Here is a 23306-nt window from a genome sequence, read left to right as displayed (position 1 = left end):
AGGTTTATATATGTGGCGTAGATTGAGTTAAAATGACTAAGTAAAATCCAATGCTAATGGCTATCCCATATGGAATACCCTCTTGGTAACGGGCATTTTCTCTTATTAATTTTTTAGTCATTAGATAAGTAACTGCTAAAATACCACCAGAAAAAACCGTCAGAATATACGCCAATAATAAGTCATCAAAAGGGATGGTAAGTGACAAAATAACGGCGTATTTAATATCACCCGCTCCAATCCATATCAGCTTATAAAGAATAAGCCCTCCACCTAACATCAGTAAAAAGCTCATTATTTGAATATCTAACGGGGATATGAAACACTGCAAGAAGAGTAATACGTACAGGGCGTAATTTTGTATCTTGCGATAGAGAAAATCAGTAACCGACACATATATACTCAGCACTGCCAAAGCCACTAAATACAATTCATGACTAAAAATTGGAAATACCACCTAAATTTGGTTAGAATAAATCTTATTTCACGATGTAAATTAACCAAGCCAGACCAATGTAAACATGGGTCTGGCACGAATATCTTTCGATATCTTCTACATTAGCTAATAAGGCTTGATGTTAGCTGCTAGCAGTTTCAATAGCCGTAGCTACTTGTTCAAAAGCACCTTCTAGCTTACCAATGAAGCCATCAGCGCCTACTGCTGTAGTTACTAATACAGCCATTGCAACAGCAATAAGACCATATTCAATCGCAGTTACGCCGCGCTCATCGTTCTTGAATTGTGATAAAAACATGTTTGTTTTCACGTAAAGCTTAGTAATCATTATTTCTTCCTATAAGGGCTGTTGAAAATTCGTCGCCATTATAATTACCGCCCCCACTCAGTGGAAAATACCCCCTATCGATTTAATCAATAGGTCGAGCAAAAAATGATCAGAATAAGCACAATAAAAACATAATAATTAAAAACAAATCGCTAAATAACAATACCTTACATATAAAATCCACTCCCACAAAGAATATTTATTTAAATTTATAAACTTGAAAAAGTAAGACACTGGTCAATATTCTTACTTATCTAAAGTTTATATAAGGTTTGGAAGCAACCTAAGAATTAATTGACCAAGCTTTATTACTCCTTATAAAACTTGTTGAAATACAATTATCATCACGCTATTGTTCTTCGAATCAACAAACAATAATAAATATAATTTCTTTGTGTCAAAAGGTTAGTCGAATCATGAAACTACATTTCGAAAATATTGTTTCGTTCATTGCAGTAGTTGAAGAAGGTTCATTTAGCTCTGCTGCTCGCATGCTTGGAAAATCACAGTCAACCGTTAGTACAGCGGTTCAGAATCTGGAGTCAGATTTAGGTTTCAATGTATTTAATAGAGAACACTCTAAAGTTTGGCTAACGGAGAAAGGAGAACGCCTATTCCAACTCTCTTTACCTGTGGTATCGAAATATCGAGAATTGGTCACCATTGCTCAACAAATGAATATATCTGACCAGATAGTTTACCGAGTAGGTATAGATCCGTTGGTGTTCAATCAAAACGTAAAGAAGACACTATTGGCATTTTCAGAGGCATTCCCAAATGTGGATTTACTTGTCGTCACGAAACCAAGTTTCGTTTTAGGAAACTACATAAATGAAGGGAAGATAGACTTAGCGTTAGGGAACCCCTATCACAAGACAAATTACGACTTCAATATAGAGGAGTTATTTCACGTCAACTGTTGGTGGGTAGCCCATGAAGACTTGGTAACCCTTGAGTCTCACGCAGCATCACAGCGAGTCCTATTAATGGATGGTTGTGAAGAGCTTCTTAACTTATCAAACATCGCTGCATATAACCTATGGCGACTTGATGATCTAGGGACCATCATCGACTTATGTAAGGCTCAAAAAGGCATCGCATTTTTACCCGGGTTTCTTATCGATGGTAACGTAAAAGAGAATAAGCTTAAAGTCATTACAGACCACCCTGATTTTTTTGGTAAACGAGTTATTGCCTCCCTCTTCTGGCACATACATTCTGACTTTAGCTTGTTTAACCAATGGATAAAAAAAGAGCTACAAACCACAACTAATTACAAACAAACATTTGTTGCTGATTTAGCTCAATAACGCTCTCTTACAATCTGGCAATCACGCTCTGGTACATTCACTAGCTTAGGGTGTGATACTAATAAATCCATACATCTTGATATATCTCCGAAATAAATCATAGATAATAAATATAATTAACGTCGTTATAAATTTGTTTATTCTATAGCTCACCAATCAAAACTTAACTGCACATATAACCTTCCATAGCTTAGATTTAATTAACAGAAAGAACTTACATCTATTTATCGCCATACTCATAATTCAACTGGTCACAAGATCTAAGGTTATGTGTTTGGCGGTATTTCGAAGAGATCAGTTGGGATTGTCGTTTGGTCGTCTACAAGTCCACTGTGGAGCTATTTAGGTAATACGTGTGTCTAGCAGACATAGAGCGACTTAGATTTCGCTTAATCCTCTCACAAGCAACGATATAGAGGATTAGAAGGTAAGTCGATTTAGACGACTCACATGCCCCTCCTTGGTGCTGACGACCTTTCTAACTACGTTAACTCGACAGTCGAACTACAACATTGGATAGGTAAGCCCTAAAGAGCTTCATAACAGGTGGAAGACTAGAACATTCATAATGCGGGGAATTACAGACACAAAAAAGCCCACACTAGGTGGGCTTTTTTGCTTGTTCATAAAGAACGAATCTGGTGCCCGCTACTGGACTCGAACCAGTGACACCTTGCATGTCATGCAAGTACTCTAACCAACTGAGCTAAGCGGGCAATGCTGTGAAACTTAACTAACCGCTTTACTAAGTGGCTAACGCTTCAGAACGAGATGGATAATAACGAGTGAATGGGTAGCGTGCAAGGATAAATTTGCACAAAACAGTTCGTTTGCTTTTAAAAACAACAATCAGAATAAATTTTAAACACAAAGCAGATCAATGGCTTGAAGTAGATCACATTTCATCTCAACTTCAATGGCGACATACATCGACACGCTTTGTGCTATTTATGGCTGTCTTGAGTATTTTGACTCAAGATATTAGTTCGTTTCCTCATCTACATCGAATACAACGTTGTAGTTTTCGGTATAGGTGCAGTTTGGCTGGCGGCTACAAGTGAAGAAGCGTCGGCCTTTGTAATCGCCTTGGCTTGCCAGTTTAATAATCATCGGGCTACCACACTTCTTACAGAATCGAACTTCTTTGGATGGTTCGATTAAATCGATGTGGGCTGCCAGTAACCTCTTCAAACGGCTCACTTGGTAGCTGTGTTTAATAGATGCACCAATCAGTGGCAAGCCTGCTGATTTGCAAACGTGAATCAGTAGCTTTTCGCGGTCGACTTTCCCTTTATTGAGCTCTTTGCCGTTATCAAGTTCGATGATCACGCGGGGCTCTAGCGTTCGCGGGTCGCAAACAACAAAGTCGAAGTAACTACGTGAGATCTTGTTGTTGGCGATAAACCAATTCTTCTTGTTGTTCGTCTTAGCAGGAACAAGCACGTTCGACATGCTGACTTTCGCAAACACTTCCCCATGGTTACCCACAGCGGATTTTAGCGCATTATAGAATGTCGCCTGTTGCGCCGACATCAACGCACCTTTCTTCTGATAAGCGTGGTCTTTGGTGTCATCGTGTTTCACCACATACTTTTGAATAAAGTAAAAGAACACAACCAGAACAATTACAACGATAAAGATATTAGTCATTTTCCAACACAATCGAGTCTGTATAGGGATTAAGAGAGTGGCTAGCGTATGTAGAAAAGCATCACCTGGCAAGCAAAAGAGCGAGAGTTGCCAACCAGAATCACGACCTTTGAGCGCAGTGCCCAGCGAGAGGTCGCCCCTTCGCTAGACACACATCTCCTATTTTGATTATCAAATCATCAATTACACTCTAGATTGATTTGGATCAATTTACCCGAATTTGTGATCAACTAGTCTGAAAAACGTTAGGCAAATGTTAATAAGGAAATTGATATGGAACTTAAACAAGACCCAAGATGTTATACCGACGTATGTGTAGATGGTAAATGGTTCCACTATGACCACTGCGGAACCCAAGCCTATATGTTAAAAGGCGGCGCTTCGGCAGTGATTGAGCTCGCTAGCGAACCTGCGACAGAAGGCGAATTGGTTGAAATGCTCCAAGGTGTCGCTAAGTAATCCAGCAAGCCAAATCAAAGTATGAATTAAGCGAATAAGAGTAGATAGCTGTATTAATTCAGATAAGCACTCTTATTCGCTTAGTTATTGAAGTTCAGGTTTCTTGATTACAGGGGATTAACCAAGTTTAGGCACTCAAATGATAACGACTTTATTGCGCCCTGACTGCTTAGCTTGATACAAAGCGTCGTCTGCCGATTTCAAGTGTTTCTTATAGGTACGGCTATTCAACTGTTGTTCCGTTAGATGAGTCGTCGCACCAATCGATGTGGTTAATTCTAGTGGGCCAGAATGTGTTTCAATCGGTCGGTCAGCGATCGTTTTTCTTATCAGCTCAAGCTCTTTATCAGGCTCTTGATTCCCAGCCAGTAACATAACGAACTCTTCCCCGCCCCATCTTGCCACTACATCGTTTGTTGATAAGATTTGCTCTAAACGCTTAGCGACTTCCACCAACACTTGGTCACCGATATCATGCCCATAAGTATCATTTACTTGTTTGAAGCGGTCCAAATCTAGAATAGCGAGCGTATACCCAAACGACGACAAATGGTCTGGCAACGGCTGAGTTAACCGTTGTTCCAAGTAACGCCTATTGTATAAACCTGTCAGTTCGCATCTTGTTGATTGCTTGAGTAACTCTTTGTTAGTCTTCTGGATCGAGCGTAACCTAATCAAAAGTAATGCGGCGCTGATCATCACCATGATACCCAACGCGACAACAATTCGATTCCGTAATTGCTGCTTATCTAATGTCAGCTCACCCAACTCTTTTTCTGCGTTAAGCAGTTCGTTTTCTTGAGCTAATGATGCTGTAGCGAAATCTTGCTCTAGTAAAAAGATATCACTCTGGCGCTTATCAAATAGCAGCGCTTTGTTACCCTTGTAATAGAGTTTGAAGTAACGGAGCGCGTTCTCGCTGTCGCCTCTTGAATCATAGTATTCAGCAAGTGTTCTTAAGCCGAGGACCTTCCAGCTACGAGTCCCCACAACATCGAACATTGCAGACGATCGCTTTAGATCAGCAAAGACAAAATTATCTCGATTCAAACCGATATTTGCTAAGGCTCTATTTAAGTAACACTGCCCCAATTGAAGTGTGTATTTGTCCACTCCTGGGTATCTAAGACACAAGTTTGCGACTTGCCGTGCTGACTCAAAGTTCTTTTCTGCCAACAACACATCACTCTCTGCTTTTAATAGGATGATTTTGTATCGTTCACTCACGTTATCGCCATTTAGCTTAGCCGCACTTTGATATGCTTCTCGACCCTTGACCAAATCACCACTGCGCAGATAAGCAAAAGACTCATTCACATGCAGCACGCCGATGGTAGACGCTTCAAGTAGTCCGCTCTTGTAATAGAGTTTTTTGGCTCTTTTAATCAGCTTGAGCGCCTTAGGCCAGTCTTCCAAATAGATATAAAGCAGTGCCATGTTTGACACTAACTTGCTGTTGTAGATGTGTTGAGGGTACTTCTTACCAAGGTCTAAACCTTTATGGAAAAAGTATTGAGCTTCGGGAAAGTCATTGCGGATATTGTTGATAACACCAGCCGTGTTATAGGCCTTAATCAACAACTCTTCATAGTGGAGCGATTCCGCGATATCTATCGCAGCTCTGATTTGGATTTCAGATTCCGCCAGCTCACCCTTACTGATGTATTCGATCGCCAATTCAACGAGAGATTGGGCCTTTAGCCAACCCATATGTTCGTGTTGTGCGAGTGCTTTAATCTGTCTGACGTATTCTGAAACCGCTTTGGTATCCAACTTGTGTTGCGCGAGGTTCGACAAAATCATTAATTCGTAAGCACGATAGATGGCTTTATCTTGGTCTGGGAACTTGTCTTGGAGAGCCTCGAGTTGTTGGGAAGCTAAATTTGGGTCACCACGAGATACATCGAGAATATCGATCAACGCAGATCCATATTGAGAGAGTAATAACTCTTTCTCTGGACTATAAACACTCGGGTTTTCAGGGCGAATATGCTTTAAATCGTCGTCATAAGTTGGATAGAGCAAATACAGCCCTAACACAACACTCATCAGCACCACTAAAAGGAATGAACCTAACACATTGTTTCTATTCATTTATCAGTGCCATTATTGATTACATTCCAATTTCATCGACGTATGTTTAAAAGCGGTCAAACATTATACCCGACAGATATACAGATTAAAATCCTGCACACCGGTGGATCTGAGTTGGATTTTTCTCATTAATTAGAATAATCAGGCAACTTTCTTGATTTAACTCAGACAATCATCTACCTCATTGGCGTTATAGTGATTTTCCTGTTCCTACCTCCGCGGCTTCTTTTTGAACAAGCGGAAGCATAATGAGAATTAACAATGACCCAAATTAATGAACAACGTCTTGTAGAACATTTCTGCGATCTAGTGAAAATTGATAGTGAATCTCGTAACGAAAAAGCGATTGCTGAAGCTTTGGCTGAGCAACTCAGTGAACTAGGTTTTGAAGTTCACAAACTGGCAGTTCCTGAAGAAGTGTCTAACGGTTTCAACATCTACGCTCGTCTAGATGGCACTCTTCCAGGTAGCACAGTGTTCAGCTGTCACATGGACACAGTAACGCCAGGTATCGGCATTGAACCAATCATCGAAGACGGTATCATCCGTTCAAAAGGCAACACAATTCTAGGAGGCGACGACAAGTCTGGTATCGCAGCTATCATGGAAGCGGTTCGTTGCATCAAAGCTGAAGGCCAAGAGCACAAAACTATTGAGATTGCGTTCACTGTATTCGAAGAAGGCGGTCTGTTCGGCTCTTTGAACTTCGACATGTCTTACATTCAATCTGAGCACGCAATCGTGCTTGATACAGGCGGTCCAATTGGCACTATCGTAAACGCAGCGCCTGGTCAGCAGAAGATTGTAGCTAAGATCAAGGGTCGCCCTGCTCACGCTGGATTAGCACCAGAAGAAGGCATCAGCGCAATTCAAGTTGCTGCAGACGCAATCACTAAGATGAACCTACTTCGTATCGATGAAGAAACGACAGCAAACGTTGGTATTGTTGAAGGCGGTCAAGCAACTAACATCGTAATGCCAGAGCTTAAAGTCGTGGCTGAAGCACGTTCTCTAAACGGTGAAAAGCTAACGGCTCAAGTTGAGCACATGATCTCTACATTCCAAGAGAGTGCAAAACAGTTCGGCGCTGAAGTAGAAATCGAATCGACTCGTGCTTACGATGCATTCGTTATTGCAGATGATCACCCGCATATTCTTTCTATCAAATCGGCGTTTGAGAAGCTTGGCGTAACAGCGAACACTAAACGCACTGGCGGCGGTAGCGATGCAAACAACTTCAACGCGAAAGGTCTAACAACAGTAAACCTTTCTACAGGAATGGCGAAAGTTCACACCACTGAAGAGTACATTGCAGTGAAAGACATGGTCGCTATCACTGAGTTTGTTGTGGCTTACGTAACGCAATAATCGAATCCATTAGCTAGGTAGTCACTTCTATCTAGCACAATGAAAAAAGCCGAGACATCATCACGATGCTCGGCTTTTTGTTGTTTAGATGGCATAGAAGGTCGAATCTAAAACCCCCTACGCTTCCAGAATTGGCCTTCGTCTTTTGCTACGAGGTCGAATGTCTTGTCGGCGATGATGTTGCCTTTTAGCTCGACCGTCATGCGCCATTTGCCTAGCTTGTTCGATACAGGTGCCCAGATAGTGTCACCTAAGTAGAAATCCCAGTCATTGTTACCGACATACTCTTCACCATCAAACGGTTCGAGCACTTCACCTTTGTCTGTGGTGATGTTTGGGTGATAAATGCAGTAACGGATCTTCTCCCCTTTGGCTTTTTTGATATTCAGGATATAGCCAAACTCTACGTCGATTTCAGCATCAACGATGGTGGTGAACTCTTGGATTTTTGGAAGGTCTTTAGATTTAGAATCCCATGTGGAATAGATACCATAAGAAGTCATGTCGACCACAACAGAGCGCTTTGCCATTTCAATCGTTACCTTGAAGTTGTTCTATTAATTTAATTCTGTTTGCCATTCAGCCAAGCTGGATAAGCACGAGGCTATTCTTGCCAGTCTCTCGCCATACGCTTAATCACAGAAGGTTCGATGTCGTGAATAGTGCCATATTGCTCTCGGCACACTTCGATAATTAATTCTGCTTTATATTTACGTGCAAGTTGGCGGTAGGCTTTCATTTCCCAATGCTTAATAAAGGTATTCGAAACAACCACATCAAGCCCTTGCATTAAGCCGTTTTCAGCCGTGTTTTGACACCACTCATGAGCTTGTTGCAGCTGCCTAGGATCAAAATGGTACTCACCTTGCTCATTCACATAATACATATCGGCTTCGACATGCAATGCATCGTAGGTTTTTGCTTTTGTTGATTTACCAGAACCAGGCAACCCTCGAATAAGTACTAACTTCATCTGTCACTTTACAGGCTAATTCGAAAACATGAGTTTATCGTAAATAGTAACGAGTTTCTCTGATAACTGCCTTTGCTCAGCATCCGAAAACCAACTACTTAAACACGACTCCGATAATCACTGAATATAATGAGACTCCCCTCGAAGCGCGTGGATGGCTTCTGATAGAAAACACAAATAATTTACATCTATCCATTTTGCATATCGACAAGCGTATCAAACTACTATAGATTTAGATGTATAGACGTCTACATATCTAGCTTAGGGAGAAAGCTGTGCCTATTCGCATTCCAGACCAATTGCCAGCATCCGATGTTCTTCGTGAAGAAAACATCTTCGTTATGCCGTTATCAAGAGCATCGACACAGGAAATTCGTCCACTTCGAGTCTTGATCCTCAACCTAATGCCGAAGAAGATTGAAACCGAAACTCAATTTTTACGCCTACTATCGAACAGCCCATTGCAAGTTGATGTAGAGCTGCTGCGCATTGATGACCGACCAAGCAAAAACACACCGACTGAACACCTTGATAACTTCTACCGCCAATTTGAAATGGTCAAAGAAAGAAACTTTGATGGATTGATCATCACTGGTGCGCCGCTTGGCTTGGTTCAATTTGAAGATGTGATCTACTGGGATCACCTGAAAACCATCATGGAATGGGCAAACAAGCACGTTACTTCAACGCTATACGTGTGTTGGGCGGCTCAGGCTGGTTTGAAATTACTGTATGATTTGCCAAAACGCACTCGTAAAGAAAAGCTGTCTGGTGTTTACAACCACGAGATACATAACCCATACCACCCTATTTTACGTGGCTTCGACGATACATTCTTGGCTCCGCACTCTCGCTATGCGGACTTCTCTCAAGAGTACTTAGCGGAGCATACAGACCTTGATGTTCTTGCGACTTCGGATGTTGCAGGCGTATACCTAGCGGCGACCAAAGATAAACGAAACGTGTTTGTCACCGGTCACCCCGAGTACGACTCTCATACACTTCACAATGAGTACATTCGTGATTTGGGTGAAGGCATGGAGCCAGTGATACCAATCAACTACTACCCGAATAACAATCCAGACAACAAACCGGTTGCAAGCTGGCGTAGCCACGGGCACTTGTTGTTCTCAAATTGGCTAAACTACTGTGTTTACCAACAAACGCCTTACGATCTGGATCACTTCAGCGAAGACAACTTTACCAAAGACGATTAAGTTCTTTCTTCTCATTCACAAACACATAAGCCGTGTTCAGTATGTTGTTGATAAAACGACGAATTGGACGCGGTTTTTTATGGTGTGTGGGTCGCATTCCATAATAGATTTACCACTTCAATGGGTTTGATTTCATATGATGGGTTGGTGTTCATAAGGAGCTTCACATGCCTGCCAAGCCGTCATTCTCAAATCCGATTTCGTTATCCCGCCGCCTTTCGTTATCAAATGTGGTACTACTCGCCTCGCTTTCGTTGGTCGGTTGCGTCTCTGTCACTGAAGGACCGCCAAAGATTGAAAGTGATCCTATCGCGATGTCTGAATCTCGAATCGAATTAGGTTTGGGCTATATGGGACAAGGCAATATGGTGAGAGCGCGTGAAAACCTTGAACTCGCGATTAAACACGCACCTAGCTACTACCGTGCTCGACTTTCAATGGCGCATTACTACGAAAAAGTGGGCGAAGTAGACGAAGCAAGGACCACTTACCGAAAAGCACTCAGTCTTGATTCAAGAAACGGCAATGTATTGAACAACTACGGTACCTTCTTGTGTAAACAGGGCGAATACGAACAAGCCGATAAATACTTTAATCGCGCTATCGACCAACCTTACTACTACTTGGTGTCTGCAAGTTATGAAAACGCCGCGTTTTGTGCATTTAAGGCTGGCAATACCGACCAAGCGAAGTACTACTTCAGCAGAGCGATTGACCACGATCCAAACCGCGTAAAATCGATACTACAATTATCAAAAATTGAAGTGAGTGACGCCGATTACAATGACGCTCGACTCCGTTTATTCAAATTCCACCAGCGTTATGGCTATCAAATTCCATCGCTTCAAATCTTGGTCGACCTCGAAAACAGAGCAGGTAACAAAGCTCTAGAGCAGAAATATCAGAGTAAGTTAGATGAGTTGCTTTCTGCTTAGCGAACATGCAAAGCACAAAAAACGGGCTTGTTGCGTTAACAACAAGCCCGTCGGTATTTCTGCTTAATATCTTAACTAAGTACAGCCACTATTTAAGAGCAATCCACTCTTGTCTTTGTTCATCGTCCATAAAGGTCCATGCGATAAATCGACTCACCTTCTGGCCTTGCGACATCTCGATGACTTTTACTTGTTTAGCTCGTAGCTTACCCAACTCTGAACGAACCATATCGACGTTGTCTTTCTTAGAAATCAATGTCGTAAACCACAAGACTTGAGTCGCAAAAAGTTGACTCTCTCTCGCCATCTTCATAATGAAAGCGGCTTCACCACCTGGGCACCAAAGCTCGGCTTTTTGACCACCAAAGTTTAAGGTTGGTTTAGCTTGCTTAGTTGATTTATCTAACTTAACTGGCTTCTTGTTCGTTTCAGGCTTGAATGACTGACCGGCTTTCTTAGCACGGTTTGCCGCTAGATTATCCAGTTTACGTTGTGAGCCCTTTTCCGCCTCTTCAAGAGAGCTGTGGAATGGAGGGTTACAAATAGTGACATCGTAACGTTCATTATCCTTAATCACGCCCTTAAAGATAGATTCAGAGTCAGCTTGTAGGCGAGCGCGGATCTTACCTTTTAGATTAGGGTTACTTTCAGCAATGAAGTTCGCTGTTTTAATAGAGACTGAATCGACATCAGTTCCCGTGCAGCGCCACTTATACTCTGTCGCACCAATAATTGGGTAGATACAGTTTGCACCAACACCAATATCTAATGCTTTCACAGAAGCATGATTATAGGGTTCACCTTGACCATCGCTATTAAGGATGTCGGCTACTCTGTGAATGTAGTCTGCACGGCCAGGAATTGGCGGACACAAGTAACCAGCAGGAATATCCCAATGTTTAACGCCATAGTGATGCGCCAACAAAGCTTTGTTAAGTAGCTTAACGGCTAATGGATCAGAGAAATTAATGGTGTCTTCACCCACTGGGTTCTTGATCAGATGCTCTTTTAGCTCAGGCAAGGCTGCAACCAACAACTCGAAGTCATAACGACCAGTGTGCTGGTTTCTTGGGTGTAATCCACCTTGAGGTTTTTCAGCCGAACGTCTTTTCTGAGCTGCGTTCTTGTTAAAAGCCGTTTTATTGAAAGAACCCTTATTCGATGATCCTTTATTCGAACCCGGTTTGCCTTTGCTGTCTTTTGCAAAAGGTCGCTTTGCTTTGTTATTGTCAGCGCCTTTAGGGACACTATTCTTGCGGCTTTTATCAGATGTGTTCTTGGTAGAAATACGCTTGTCGTTGCTTGGCTTAGCTGTACTTGGCTTAACATCAGCTTGGTTATCTTTTGTTTTTGCTGATGAAGTACTGTTTTTCGACAGGCTTAGCGTCGTTCTATTTTGTGATTGGCTCATTGGGCTACTTCTTTAAATCTAAATACATCATGAATAAACGGGCATCCAACTCAAGTTGATGATATTCCGATTCCATGTGACAGCATAGTTGGTAAAAGGCTTTGTCGTGCTCTTTCTCTTTGATATGCGCCAGTTCGTGTACCACCAGCATTCTTAGCAAAGGTTCTGGTGCATTTTTAAAAACACTGGCGATACGAATTTCATTCTTTGATTTAATCTTTCCACCGTGATTCTTAGCAACGTAAGAATGCAGACCTAACGCATTATTGATTAGGTGTATCTTGCCGTCGTAAATCACTTTGCTGATCGGTGGTGTTTTTTTCATGTAACGATTTTTTATCTCAATCGCATAGTCAAACAGGGCTTTCTCGCTTTTGATTTCATGATTCTTTGGGTAGCGAGCTTCAAACCACGGCACCAATTTACCCGACTCAACAAGTTGAGTCACAGGATCGAGAATGTGCTTAGGATAGCCTTGAATATAGCGTAAAGAAGGATGCATGCTGAAAGACCGTACAAGTTACACCACAACAATACGTTGTGGTCTTGAAAATTGAGCCGCATAGTGTAACTGATCACACTTTTCTAATCACCTAGGATTCGTTACACTTTAGCGAGATTCACCAAGAGAATGAAAAAATGAAACGTGTTGTATTGTACGTCGCAGACAAATGCCCGCACTGTAAAGATGCCCAAAGGTATTTAGACTCTAAGAAAATTGTTTACCGCCTGACGAATGCAAAGATGCAGCGTGGTCGTAAAGAATTACAAGCGATGGGTGCTCGTTCTATCCCCGTGCTTAAGATCGGCGATCAAGTGATGGTCGGCTGGAATCAAAAGAACTTCGATAAGATGTATAACTCAAAGAACACTTAACGTGATTTAAGAGACTTATATTTCTACAAACAAAGCCCGAATGTCCAGTCTAGGATGCTCGGGCTTTGTTTATTTAAATCTTACTAAATCACACATACCGCTTAACGAAGTCAATAAAGGTTCGGTCTGCTTTTGACAGATAACCTTCCTTTCTCCACGCCAAAGATAGGTTCAGTTTCACAGGGTCTTTAAATGGCACGCCTACTACATCTTCCTCGTATTCTGTAACCAAGCTTAGCAGCGCAGTAATAGCGAACTCTCGCTTCACGATAGAAAGAATCATCGGCAATAAATTGGTTTCGAACGCGATGGTCATATCGAGGTTGTACTTCTTACAAGTCGCATCGATAAAATCACGGTGGAAGTAGCCTGATTTGAACATGATCAGCTCTTGAGCAAAAAATTCTTCAAAGGTAATGGATGGTTGCGTTGCCAGTGGGTGATCTTTGCCAACGACAGCTAACATTTCTGAGCTTAACAGGTGGTCAGTTTCAAGATCATCAGGCACGTTTTCATGGTTGATTACGCCAATATCGAGTTCGCCGTTTAACAACATTTCACGAATAGAAGCGGTGCCTGCATCAATCAAGGTCAACTTTAGGTTTGGGTACTGGCTTTTAAAGGCCATCACTACTTGAGGAAAAAAATAACTGCCCATCATGCTTGGAGCGCCTAATCGCACTTCTCCCTTTTCCAGTCCCTTTAGCTCATTCATCGCGAGTTGAGCGTCATCAAACTGCTGGGCTATTCGCTTCGCATGCTCAAACAATACCTTTCCCTCTTCCGTTAAGGTGACAGATTTATCTCCGCGACGGAATAGAATCAAATCAAGCGTCTGTTCTAGTTTTTTAATAGAAATGCTCAATGCAGGCTGAGCTATATGCAGCGCTTTGGCGGCCTGAGTGAAGTTACCAAACTGCGCAACAGCCAGAAAATGTCGAAGTGGTTTTGATTCAAGCATGGCGATATATTAAATATATAGAGGTGATATTTTTAATATATTTCTTTAATCAAATTTGTGCTGATAACTTGTTCACAAATAGCTTACTAACTCGTGCAGGCACAACGTAAATGTTTGATAAAGGCAGTCCTCAATACAAACGAATTACCCAATCATTGGCGATTGGCTCGTTTATCATTTTCTGTAACCTTTACCTCTTTCAGCCAATCTTGCCGCACATGGCGGAGCACTTCCAAGTATCTGAAACTCAAATCAACTGGCTGTTTGCCGCGACAACACTTGGGCTTTCCATCAGCTTGGTGCCTTGGGCTATCGCTTCTGAAACCTTTGGCCGAAAACCCATCATTCTGTTCAGTCTGTTCGCTATTCCTTTGATTGGGCTGAGCATGGTGTTCACAACCACCCTACTACAGCTTGTTATTGCCCGAGCATTCATGGGAATCGCGGTTGCTGCTTTTGCAGGCGTGGCGGTTGCCTATATGGTCGAAGAGTTGTCACCGAAAGCATTCGCAGTCGCGATAGGCGGTTATATTGCGGCTAACTCATTAGGTGGTATTTTCGGGCGTGTATTGGGTGGCTTAATTACGGATTATTTCGACTGGCATGCGACAGTTTTGTTTTTCGTTATCGGCTCTTTGCTTGGCGCTCTCTATATTGCATATAGCCTGCCTGATCAACAAAACTTTAAGCCACAGAAAGGCCTGTTCTTTCACCATAACCGCTCTGTAATGATGCACTTAAAAAACCGTACACTGTGGTTAGCTATGCTGATTGGGGGTGCTAACTTTGCTCTGTTCGTTAACCTGTATTCGGTAATGGGCTTTAGGCTAGTCTCTGCGCCTCATTCAGTGCCTGTGGGTTTAGCTTCGTTGATATTCTTATGTTACTTGGCCGGAACGGTGAGTTCTAAGCTCTCCAACAAATGGACACTTCGCTTTGATCCTTTAAACGGAATATTGATGGGCGTGTGCATTAGCTTAATCGGAATGTTAGTTTCAGCCGTCGATAAAGTCCCGTTCATGTTAGCTGGCTTGTTATTGATTAGTGGCGGTGCGTTCTTTGCCCACACTCTTGCCTACTCTTGGGTGAGTCAAAAAGCGCCGAGCGCGAAAGCGACAGCAACGGCACTTTACTTAGTCCACTACTACATAGGTGGCAGTTTAGGTGGTTTCTTACTCCTATATTGCTGGCAGTTGTTCGGTTGGAATGGCGTAATTGCAGGCGGCTCGATCTTCTATGTCGCGATATTTACTTGGGTCTACCAGTTGAAACAGCTACAAGTATCGACTTCCAAACTCGCACAAGCATAACTACGACTGAGTTTGTAACTCAATTATTGCTTTTGATTAACGTCCGTTCTGATATCCTACGCAAAATTTTATTTCGGAACCTGTTATGTCGAACACTCAAAGCACAGATCTTCAAACCATCCACGACCAAGTTAAACAATGGTTAGACGATGTCGTTATTGGCCTAAACCTGTGTCCATTCGCAGCCAAGCCACAACGTAATAAACAGATTAAGATCTTTGTGAGTGAAGCGAATACGGAAGAAGCGTTATTGGAAGACATCATGACGCATTTCGTAGAGTTAGATAACACGCCTGTCGCAGAGTTGGAGACGACTTTGGTGGTTGTACCTAACATGCTGCAAGATTTCTTCGACTACAACATGTTCATTGATTGGATTGAAGCGTTGATCAAGCAAGAAGATTGGGAAGGCGTTTACCAAGTGGCAACCTTCCATCCAGACTATTGCTTTGGTGGTGCAGATCCAGAAGACGATGAAAACCTAACGAACCGTTCTCCGTACCCGGTTTACCATTTGATTCGTGAAGCAAGTATGGAAAAGGTGTTAAAGCACTACCCTAACCCTGAAGCGATTCCTGATACCAACATCGCGAGAGTTGAGTCTTTAACGCCAGAAGAACGCCGTAAACTGTTCCCTTATCTGTTCAGTTAATAGTTCAGTTAATCGCTAACATGCTGGCTCATATTCCTGAGCGCTCTTGATGATATGGACGAGAAATAAACTGATCTCGTCCATTTTGTTTCGCAATGTACAGACATTCATCGGCAACTTTGATCAGTTTATCTAACGCCGACATCCTTTGCCCTTTGGTATCCCCTGTACTCAACTCAAAATGACACGCACCAATTGATATAGTGACAGGCTTTCTATCCAGTTTGATTTTCTTCATCTCTTGCAAAAGAGTCATGAACTTATCTTCTACACAACTTGGTGTTTTATTTGGATACCAAAGAATGAACTCTTCACCACCAAAACGCGCCACAAACTCACCTTCTTGAATGTTATTGCTTAGCACGTTCGCCACTTTCTTTAAGACAACATCACCCATTTGGTGGCCATAGGTGTCGTTGACCTGTTTAAAGAAATCGATGTCGACAACGGCCAAGGTTCCCTTACCTAAAGAGCCTTTTAACTGCTCCACTTCTGCATTCAATGTTTTGAACAAGCAACGTCTATTTGGCAAGTGTGTCAGAGGATCGTACAGAGCTTGGTACTCTAACTTCTCATTCAGCTCTTTGAGTTTTCGTTCTTGCTGCCTTCTAACCAGCTCTACTTCGATCCATGATGCCATTAGTCTCATCACGTCGACATCGAACTCTTTGAACTCGCGATGATAGGGTGCTGGGCTTGAAAAGTTTAGGGTGCCATAAAGCTCATCATTAACGAAAATGGGAACCCCAATATAAGACTCCAAACCAAAAGATTGGTAAGCAGGGTGCTTCGCATATTTATCGTGTTTACCACAATGCTCAATGCAGATAGGACCAATCGATTTACAGGTAATTTCGCAATAGGTTGAACGATAATCGAAGGTGTCACCGCTATTGAGTTCTACCCCTTCAGGCGTAACACAATGTTCAACAACGTAAGCATTGCCATCGACTTTCGATAAGATACCAATATCAAGGTTGAAGCGTTCTAGCCCCATAATAAGCAGCTGAGCGATCTGAATATCGAAGCCCTTTCGATAATCATTGGTGATTTGATACAAGCGGCGTATAACAATTTCGCTTTCACTGGCTTGGTTCATAAATGGGGTTCCGCTGCTGCCGAAGTTAATGGCAACATTAATATTTGGTATATTAAGAAGAGTAAAGTGTAAAAAAACATAATAATCAATTAGTTTGTATGCAAAATACCTCATTGGTCCAATGAATAAAAGTCGACTTCTTCGACTTTGCGTTAGCACCCTATTCCTAGCTTTGGTAAAATAATCCATTAACGAAACAGAATGGATAGGAAAATGAACCTTTCTCAACTAAGCCAAGAAATCTACGATCACCTTTACCGCGACATTGAAGAGTTCCGCAGTACTTTTGATCTGCCTGTTGCTGCTCCTGAAACAATGGACGAAAAAGGCGATACGCTACATACCTCTCTAGCGATCGAAGAACTAACAGAACTTGCAGAAGCTGACTCTAAAATCGAACAAGCGGACGCTATTGTAGACAGCGTTTATGTTTTGATGGGACGTTTGGTTCACCTTGGCCAAGCTAAGGTAGAAGACAACCTAGCAATCAGCTACCTGATCGACCTACTGTTGAATGTTTCTAAAAACCGCTCAATTGACTTCTTACCGTGCTGGGACGAAGTACACTCAAGCAACATGAGCAAGGTATGTCGCAACGAAACTGAATACGCTGAAACAGAAGCTTTCTATGCTGAGCAGAACATCAAGCTGATGGCGGTTCAAAAAGGCGAATACATCATTGCTAAGTGTGCGGAAGATTTCGTATCTGAAGGCAAGACAGTTCGCCAAGGCAAAGTACTAAAATCTGTACACTACCGTCCTGCGAACCTTGAGCCACTAACGGCTTAAGTAAGGTTAAGACTGAAGCGGTTAAAAGCTTCAGCTAACTTGAATAGCAAACGCCACGTTTAAATAACGTGGCGTTTTATTATCTGTCAGTCAATTCTAACTGTGCGTTAATCGTAGCTGTGTGCTAAGTGTTATACCAGTCGAGCCATATGATAAGCCGCCACATATTCGCCATTTCTGAAAGCGAACCCTGCGGACTCTCCTTCAATCACGAAACCGAACTTCTTATACAGGCTAATGGCTCTTTCGTTATCGGTATACACCGTTAACTCCATTCGTTTGATGTTAATCCAGTTATCACACAAGTCGATTGCTGTTGCGAGCAGTTGACTACCAACGCCTTTGCCTAGCACATCGTCTTTAACACCCATACCAAATGAAGCCACATGTCGTCTTCTTGGATTCACACACACTTCCATTCCCAAGTTGCCAACAATCTCATCGTCGATCATCGCGACATACGAGTACACGTTGTCAGGCATATTAGAGATTCGTTTTTGCCAGCTTTCCAGAGATGGGTTTGGGAGTTGCAGTGTACCGGTATAAGCATTAGTGCATTCGTAAATTTCTTTGATTCCCTTTGCATCTGACGGCTCAGACCGTCTCACTATAATACTCATCGCAACTCCTAATATTTCTTCGCTAAATATGAAACACATCCTCAATGTGCACCTAAACACACTAACAAATAGTAAATATTTAACAATAGGTTAGGAAAAATTGTTTTGATTAAATCTGATATAGAGTTGAGATATAGGTGTGCTAATAAGAAGGCAGCTTACTCGCTTCAAGTCTTACCATCTTGTACCACGAAGAAAGAACCAAACCTTACGTAATTTAGGAAGGCTCATAAAGAAGACCAGAAACTTACGCTTCTGGTCTTCTTATATATTTCTTATTTTTTTATATAACCCTGCTCAGCGATTAAGACTCTGTTTCTGAGTCACTTTTCTCTAAGCTAATCACATTCAAAACCGCGAATGCTGAGGCTAGGAATAAGCCCAATATCCAAACAAAATACCACATGAGAAACTCCTTAATACAGTGAATGGCCATTACGTTCGACATACTCGCTATCGAGTCGTCCAAACATGGTTAGATAACTAAAAGCGGTATAACACAGGATGATTGGCACCATCACAAACGCCACACCTGTCATGATGTTCAAGGTCAGTTCACTGGAGGTTGAATCCCACAACGTTAGGCTATGACTCGGGTTAACGCTAGACGGGATAATGAACGGGAACATCGAGAAACCAGCCGTTAAAATGATGCAAGCATTAGTCAGGCTTGAACTGATAAAAGCAATCGCATCCCATTTCAATCTTGCGCCAATCAAAGCCAGTAATGGAATGGTCACGCTGCCGATCGGTGCAAACCACATCCAAGGATACGTATCGAAGTTGGTTAACCAAGCACCTGCTTGTGTAACGACTTTTTTATTTAAAGGATTCGATGCTGAGCTATGATCCATCGCACTGACTATCACATACCCATCACTATGGTTAATCGCCATACAGCCAACCACCATAAGGAAAGCGACAAGTACCGCACTCGCCTGAGTCATCCTTCTTGCCTTTTTGTACACTGCGTCTGTGGTTTTCACCATAAGCCAAGCACTCCCTTGTAACAGCGCCATCAATAACCCAACCAAACCACACAAAAGCGCAACTGGATTAATTAAATCGATAAACGAACCATGGTACTCAACCATCAATAAGCTATTCAGTGTAAAAGGTAAGCCTTGCATCAAATTGCCAAACGCGACGCCAAACAAGATAGGTGGGAAGAAGCCTGAGAAAGAGATTGCTAAGTCACATACTTGTCGCCACTGATCGCTGTCGATCTTTGCTCGATACTCAAGCGCCAAAGGACGCAACCATAACGAGATAAGCACCAAGTACATCGCAACATATAAGCTTGAAAAAGATGTCGCATACACTAACGGCCAAGCTGCAAACAAAGCGCCACCTGCGGTAATTAACCACACTTGGTTGCCGTCCCAATGAGGCGCGATGGAGTTGATCATGACTCGTCTTTCAGCGTTCGTTTTACCAATAAACGGCAACAACGCCCCCACTCCCATATCAAAACCATCGGTGATCATAAAACCAATCAGCAGTACACCAATCAGAACCCACCAAATTAAACGCAATGTGTCATATTCGAACATGAGTCAGTCACCTTATTGTTGAACTTTTTGTGCCAATTTGGCTTCAAGCGAAGTTGTATTTTGTTCATAGTGATAGCGGCCCGTTTTTAAACTGCTTGGGCCTTTTTTAGCCACGGTAATCATCAAGTAACTTTCAACAATGATGAATACGGTATATAGGCTGATAATGAGAGCAAGAGACGTAAGCAGGTTTTCAACGGTTTGAGAAGAAGCCGCGACCGTCACAGGAAGGATTTCACCTACTGCCCAAGGCTGACGGCCGTATTCCGCAACAAACCAGCCAGCTTCAATGGCAATCCAAGGTAATGGAATTGACCATAGCGCCGCTTTCAGTAACCAAGGCTTTTGCGTAATGTTTTTACGGTAGGTTTGCAGGAAGGCCGCACCAAAAACAAACAACATAACGAATCCACAGCCCACCATGATTCGAAATGACCAGAAAAGTGGCCAGACAGTTGGAATGGAATCATCTGCCGCTTGTTGGATTTGCTGTTCAGTCGCATCGGTTACGGTATCGGTGTAACACTTAAGCAATAAGCCATAACCGAGATCGTGCTTGGTTTGATCAAAGGCTTGTTCCGTCTCATAAGAGGTATCGCCAGCTCGTAAACGTTCTAGCAATTCATAAGCGATGATTCCGTTGCGAATGCGGACGAGGTGTTGGTCGCGCAAATCGTGAAGGCCAGTTACCTGCTCATCCAAAGATCGCGTCGCAATAATTCCCATCACATAAGGGATTTTGACCGCGAAGTCGGTTTTGCCTTCCTCTTGGTTTGGTAATCCGAACAAGGTAAATGCCGCAGGTGCGGGTTCTGTGTGCCATTCCGCTTCAATTGCCGCAAGTTTCACTTTTTGAACATCACCCAGTTCATAGCCCGACTCATCACCTAATACGATCACCGAGATAATAGAAGCAATGCCGAACGAAGCTGCGACAGCAAACGAACGTTTTGCAAAAGCAACATCACGGCCTTTAAGCAAATAGTAAGAGCTCACACCAAGGATAAACATTGATCCACAGGTATACGCTGAGGCCACTGTATGCAGGAATTTAACTTGTGCGACAGGGTTAAGCACCACGTCGGCAAAGCTGGTCATCTCCATACGCATGGTTTGGTAATTGAACTCTGATCCAATCGGGTTTTGCATCCAACCGTTAGCAACCAAAATCCACAGTGCAGAGAAGCTTGAGCCCAGAGCCACCAGCCAAGTCACTAAAAGGTGTTGGCGTTTAGATAGCCTTTCCCAGCCGAAGAAGAACAATCCAACAAAGGTAGATTCTAGGAAAAATGCGACAAGCGCTTCGATGGCTAAAGGTGCCCCGAAAATATCGCCAACATAGTGAGAATAATAAGACCAGTTGGTGCCGAACTGGAACTCCATGGTTAAACCCGTCGTGACACCCAAGGCAAAATTAATGCCGAACAGTTTGCCCCAGAAGCGGGTCATGTCTTGATAAATCTGTTTACCGGTAAGTACATAGATCGACTCCATGATCGCCAGTAAGCACGACATGCCGATAGTCAGAGGGACGAAAAGAAAGTGGAACATAGCGGTTAGCGCAAACTGTAAACGCGACAATTCAACTACATCAAACATTTAAGCTCCAAACATCATAATGATGGCTTTCATATTAAGAATTGGAGCGTATTTCAGCACAGTTCTCGCGAACCAAACTAGAACAGATTGGTTGATAAAAAACAGAACAGATTTACTTATTAGACGAACGACTGGTCAGAGCTTAACCGCATCTGATAGCTTGTGATTCCATTGTCTGAATCAAGCCGCCGAGCGTTCGAATGGCTTCTGCTATTTTGTCGTCACAAGCATACGAACAGTTGAGACGAATGTGGTGTGAGAACTTTTTGTCACTGCTGAATATGATTCCCGGAGCGACAGAGATGTTTTGTTCAAGGGCTAGCTCATACAGCTTTTCAACACAAACAGAGTGAGGCAGCTCTATCCAAATGAAGTAGCCACCTTGGCTTTTATGCACCATCGCACTTGAAGGTAAACTGGATTCTAAGAGTGCTATATGAGCTTTCTTCCTTTCATTCAAAAGTTTACGAAGCTTTTTAAGATGGTTGTCATAACTATAAAACGTAAGGTAGTGAGACAAACCGAGCTGAATAGGAATACTGCTGGAAAGAGTTGATAAGTGCTGTAACCGCTGAATCTTTAACGCTTGTTTACGTGCCACTACCCAACCAATTCGAAAGCCCGGTGACAATGATTTGGAAAACGAACCACACAACATGATCTGTTCGCCGGTGTCATAGGCTTTTGCAGGCAATGAGCTTTGGTTGCCGACATGAAGTTCTCGATACACATCGTCTTCAATCATCGGGATCTTATGTTGGTTCACCAACTCTGCCAATCGCTGCTTGTTTCCATCACTCATCGAATAGCCAACAGGGTTTTGCGATTCTGTCATGAACCAGCACGCTTTGATGTCCATTGAAGCGAACACCGATTCCAACACATCTAAATCAATCCCTGTTGTCGGGTCTGTTGGAATCTCTACGGCAGTGAGGTTTAGTCTTTCAATTGTCTGTAACACACCATAGAACGCAGGATACTCGATAGCGACCAAATCACCCGGTTCGGTACAGGATTGCAGGCATAAGTTAAGTGCCTCCATCGCCCCAGAAGTAATCACAATGTCGTCTGGCAGTACGTTTAAACCTTGAACTTGATAGCGTTGAGCAATTTGCCTACGAAGTGTTTCACTGCCTGGAGGTAAATTGGTGAGCATGCTGTTGTCGGGCATTTGACGGCTGGCATTAGCTAAGCTGCGTGACAGTGCTTGATGGGGAAACAAGGCGGGATCAGGGAATGCCGAGCTAAGTGGAATGATGCTAGGGTCTTTGGCTCGTTGAAGTACATCGTATAGCAGGTCACTGATTTTAACAGGATACGGCTTGATAGCTTTTTGTTTTGAATGGTCCGAAACGAATACATTTCTGCGCGGTAACACGAAATAGCCAGACTTAGGTTTTGAGCGCACATAGCCTTGGTCTTCAAGCTGCTGATAGGCTTGCAGTACCGTCTCGATACTGAGTTTATAGCGCTTACATGCATCTCTAATTGATGGGATCTTCTCACCACTCAACCAAATATTTTGCTCTATCTGATTCTTAATTGTATTGGCGAGTATCTGTGATTTTTTCATCAAAAAGTCTTTCGTGTTCGAAGATAGTAAGCACGTCATGTTACAGGCAAAGGGATACTCTGCCCTAATCGA

Annotated in this window: 24 protein-coding genes and 1 tRNA gene; 9 read left to right on the top strand and 16 right to left on the bottom strand. The window is 42.7% G+C overall.

Features of this window, described 5'->3' with window-relative positions; all coding sequences use genetic code 11:
* Positions 1–4: 4 nt before the first annotated feature.
* The gene (locus MSG34_RS13415) at positions 5–430 is read right to left on the bottom strand and encodes a prepilin peptidase (protein ID WP_248338181.1); all 426 of its coding nucleotides are present in this window, start codon (positions 428–430) and stop codon (positions 5–7) included.
* Between the two features lie 148 nt (positions 431–578).
* Entirely contained in the window at positions 579–785 is a 207-nt protein-coding gene (locus MSG34_RS13410; protein ID WP_019826707.1) for a Flp family type IVb pilin, read from the bottom strand.
* Positions 786–1201: 416 nt separating this feature from the next.
* On the opposite strand from MSG34_RS13410, the gene MSG34_RS13405 reads away from it, so the two are divergent.
* Entirely contained in the window at positions 1202–2095 is an 894-nt protein-coding gene (locus MSG34_RS13405) for a LysR family transcriptional regulator (protein ID WP_248337860.1), read from the top strand.
* A 639-nt stretch (positions 2096–2734) separates the two neighbouring features.
* On the opposite strand, the gene MSG34_RS13400 is transcribed toward MSG34_RS13405, so the two are convergent.
* Positions 2735–2811, bottom strand: a tRNA-Val gene (locus tag MSG34_RS13400).
* A 265-nt stretch (positions 2812–3076) separates the two neighbouring features.
* Positions 3077–3745, bottom strand: a complete 669-nt coding sequence (locus MSG34_RS13395) for a DUF2726 domain-containing protein (RefSeq protein WP_017630504.1) — start codon at positions 3743–3745, stop codon at positions 3077–3079.
* 273 nt (positions 3746–4018) lie between these two features.
* Here MSG34_RS13395 and MSG34_RS13390 point away from each other — a divergent pair, with 273 nt between their 5' ends.
* Positions 4019–4204: a hypothetical protein gene (locus tag MSG34_RS13390; RefSeq protein WP_017059179.1), complete on the top strand. Its 186-nt coding sequence runs from the start codon at positions 4019–4021 to the stop codon at positions 4202–4204.
* Positions 4205–4339: 135 nt separating this feature from the next.
* Here the strand turns inward: MSG34_RS13390 and MSG34_RS13385 are convergent, their stop codons facing one another.
* Positions 4340–6298, bottom strand: coding sequence for a GGDEF domain-containing protein (locus tag MSG34_RS13385; RefSeq protein WP_248337857.1), 1959 nt, complete (start codon positions 6296–6298; stop codon positions 4340–4342).
* A gap of 261 nt (positions 6299–6559) precedes the next feature.
* Here MSG34_RS13385 and MSG34_RS13380 point away from each other — a divergent pair, with 261 nt between their 5' ends.
* Complete coding sequence (locus MSG34_RS13380; protein ID WP_248337855.1) at positions 6560–7666, top strand: M20/M25/M40 family metallo-hydrolase; 1107 nt, start codon at positions 6560–6562, stop codon at positions 7664–7666.
* Positions 7667–7773: 107 nt separating this feature from the next.
* Here the strand turns inward: MSG34_RS13380 and MSG34_RS13375 are convergent, their stop codons facing one another.
* On the bottom strand, positions 7774–8196 hold the full coding sequence (locus tag MSG34_RS13375; protein WP_048611912.1) for a DUF3859 domain-containing protein: 423 nt from the start codon (positions 8194–8196) through the stop codon (positions 7774–7776).
* A gap of 74 nt (positions 8197–8270) precedes the next feature.
* The gene (locus MSG34_RS13370) at positions 8271–8639 is read right to left on the bottom strand and encodes an ATP-binding protein (protein ID WP_248337853.1); all 369 of its coding nucleotides are present in this window, start codon (positions 8637–8639) and stop codon (positions 8271–8273) included.
* A gap of 275 nt (positions 8640–8914) precedes the next feature.
* Between MSG34_RS13370 and metA the strand changes: the two genes are divergently transcribed.
* Both metA and pilW read left to right on the top strand, forming a co-directional pair.
* Positions 8915–9856 carry a homoserine O-succinyltransferase gene (metA, locus tag MSG34_RS13365; protein WP_017066439.1) on the top strand — a complete coding sequence of 314 codons (942 nt, stop codon included), beginning with the start codon at positions 8915–8917 and terminating at the stop codon, positions 9854–9856.
* A gap of 167 nt (positions 9857–10023) precedes the next feature.
* Positions 10024–10791 carry a type IV pilus biogenesis/stability protein PilW gene (gene pilW / locus MSG34_RS13360; protein ID WP_248337851.1) on the top strand — a complete coding sequence of 256 codons (768 nt, stop codon included), beginning with the start codon at positions 10024–10026 and terminating at the stop codon, positions 10789–10791.
* Positions 10792–10879: 88 nt separating this feature from the next.
* Here pilW and rlmF read toward each other — a convergent pair whose 3' ends face one another.
* Together rlmF and MSG34_RS13350 are read right to left on the bottom strand one after the other, a co-directional pair.
* Positions 10880–12202 carry a 23S rRNA (adenine(1618)-N(6))-methyltransferase RlmF gene (gene rlmF / locus MSG34_RS13355; RefSeq protein ID WP_248337849.1) on the bottom strand — a complete coding sequence of 441 codons (1323 nt, stop codon included), beginning with the start codon at positions 12200–12202 and terminating at the stop codon, positions 10880–10882.
* Positions 12203–12206: 4 nt separating this feature from the next.
* The gene (locus MSG34_RS13350; protein WP_102320098.1) at positions 12207–12704 is read right to left on the bottom strand and encodes a M48 family metallopeptidase; all 498 of its coding nucleotides are present in this window, start codon (positions 12702–12704) and stop codon (positions 12207–12209) included.
* 137 nt (positions 12705–12841) lie between these two features.
* On the opposite strand from MSG34_RS13350, the gene MSG34_RS13345 reads away from it, so the two are divergent.
* Positions 12842–13078: a glutaredoxin family protein gene (locus MSG34_RS13345; protein ID WP_016786183.1), complete on the top strand. Its 237-nt coding sequence runs from the start codon at positions 12842–12844 to the stop codon at positions 13076–13078.
* Between the two features lie 88 nt (positions 13079–13166).
* Here MSG34_RS13345 and MSG34_RS13340 read toward each other — a convergent pair whose 3' ends face one another.
* Entirely contained in the window at positions 13167–14039 is an 873-nt protein-coding gene (locus tag MSG34_RS13340; RefSeq protein WP_248337847.1) for a LysR substrate-binding domain-containing protein, read from the bottom strand.
* Positions 14040–14149: 110 nt separating this feature from the next.
* Between MSG34_RS13340 and MSG34_RS13335 the strand changes: the two genes are divergently transcribed.
* Both MSG34_RS13335 and MSG34_RS13330 read left to right on the top strand, forming a co-directional pair.
* Positions 14150–15349 carry an MFS transporter gene (locus MSG34_RS13335; RefSeq protein WP_248337845.1) on the top strand — a complete coding sequence of 400 codons (1200 nt, stop codon included), beginning with the start codon at positions 14150–14152 and terminating at the stop codon, positions 15347–15349.
* A gap of 85 nt (positions 15350–15434) precedes the next feature.
* Positions 15435–16001: a DUF1415 domain-containing protein gene (locus tag MSG34_RS13330; RefSeq protein WP_017096948.1), complete on the top strand. Its 567-nt coding sequence runs from the start codon at positions 15435–15437 to the stop codon at positions 15999–16001.
* A 28-nt stretch (positions 16002–16029) separates the two neighbouring features.
* Here the strand turns inward: MSG34_RS13330 and MSG34_RS13325 are convergent, their stop codons facing one another.
* On the bottom strand, positions 16030–17100 hold the full coding sequence (locus MSG34_RS13325) for a diguanylate cyclase (protein WP_248337843.1): 1071 nt from the start codon (positions 17098–17100) through the stop codon (positions 16030–16032).
* A gap of 213 nt (positions 17101–17313) precedes the next feature.
* Between MSG34_RS13325 and MSG34_RS13320 the strand changes: the two genes are divergently transcribed.
* The gene (locus MSG34_RS13320; protein ID WP_017059167.1) at positions 17314–17889 is read left to right on the top strand and encodes a nucleoside triphosphate pyrophosphohydrolase family protein; all 576 of its coding nucleotides are present in this window, start codon (positions 17314–17316) and stop codon (positions 17887–17889) included.
* 131 nt (positions 17890–18020) lie between these two features.
* Here MSG34_RS13320 and MSG34_RS13315 read toward each other — a convergent pair whose 3' ends face one another.
* The 5 genes from MSG34_RS13315 to MSG34_RS13295 all read right to left on the bottom strand — a co-directional run bounded on the left by MSG34_RS13315 (position 18021) and on the right by MSG34_RS13295 (position 23234).
* On the bottom strand, positions 18021–18509 hold the full coding sequence (locus MSG34_RS13315) for a GNAT family N-acetyltransferase (protein WP_050052538.1): 489 nt from the start codon (positions 18507–18509) through the stop codon (positions 18021–18023).
* A gap of 304 nt (positions 18510–18813) precedes the next feature.
* Entirely contained in the window at positions 18814–18915 is a 102-nt protein-coding gene (gene cydX, locus MSG34_RS13310; protein ID WP_017083482.1) for a cytochrome bd-I oxidase subunit CydX, read from the bottom strand.
* Between the two features lie 10 nt (positions 18916–18925).
* Positions 18926–20062 (bottom strand): cytochrome d ubiquinol oxidase subunit II, encoded by a 1137-nt coding sequence (gene cydB, locus MSG34_RS13305; protein WP_248337841.1) that lies wholly within the window; start codon positions 20060–20062, stop codon positions 18926–18928.
* 12 nt (positions 20063–20074) lie between these two features.
* Positions 20075–21661, bottom strand: coding sequence for a cytochrome ubiquinol oxidase subunit I (locus MSG34_RS13300; protein ID WP_248337839.1), 1587 nt, complete (start codon positions 21659–21661; stop codon positions 20075–20077).
* A 142-nt stretch (positions 21662–21803) separates the two neighbouring features.
* Entirely contained in the window at positions 21804–23234 is a 1431-nt protein-coding gene (locus tag MSG34_RS13295) for a PLP-dependent aminotransferase family protein (protein ID WP_248337837.1), read from the bottom strand.
* Positions 23235–23306 lie beyond the last annotated feature (72 nt).

Origin of the sequence: Vibrio sp. 1CM2L (assembly GCF_023161695.1) — a bacterium.
Taxonomy (GTDB): Bacteria; Pseudomonadota; Gammaproteobacteria; order Enterobacterales; family Vibrionaceae; genus Vibrio; species Vibrio coralliirubri.
This window is presented reverse-complemented; position numbering and strand designations above follow the sequence as displayed.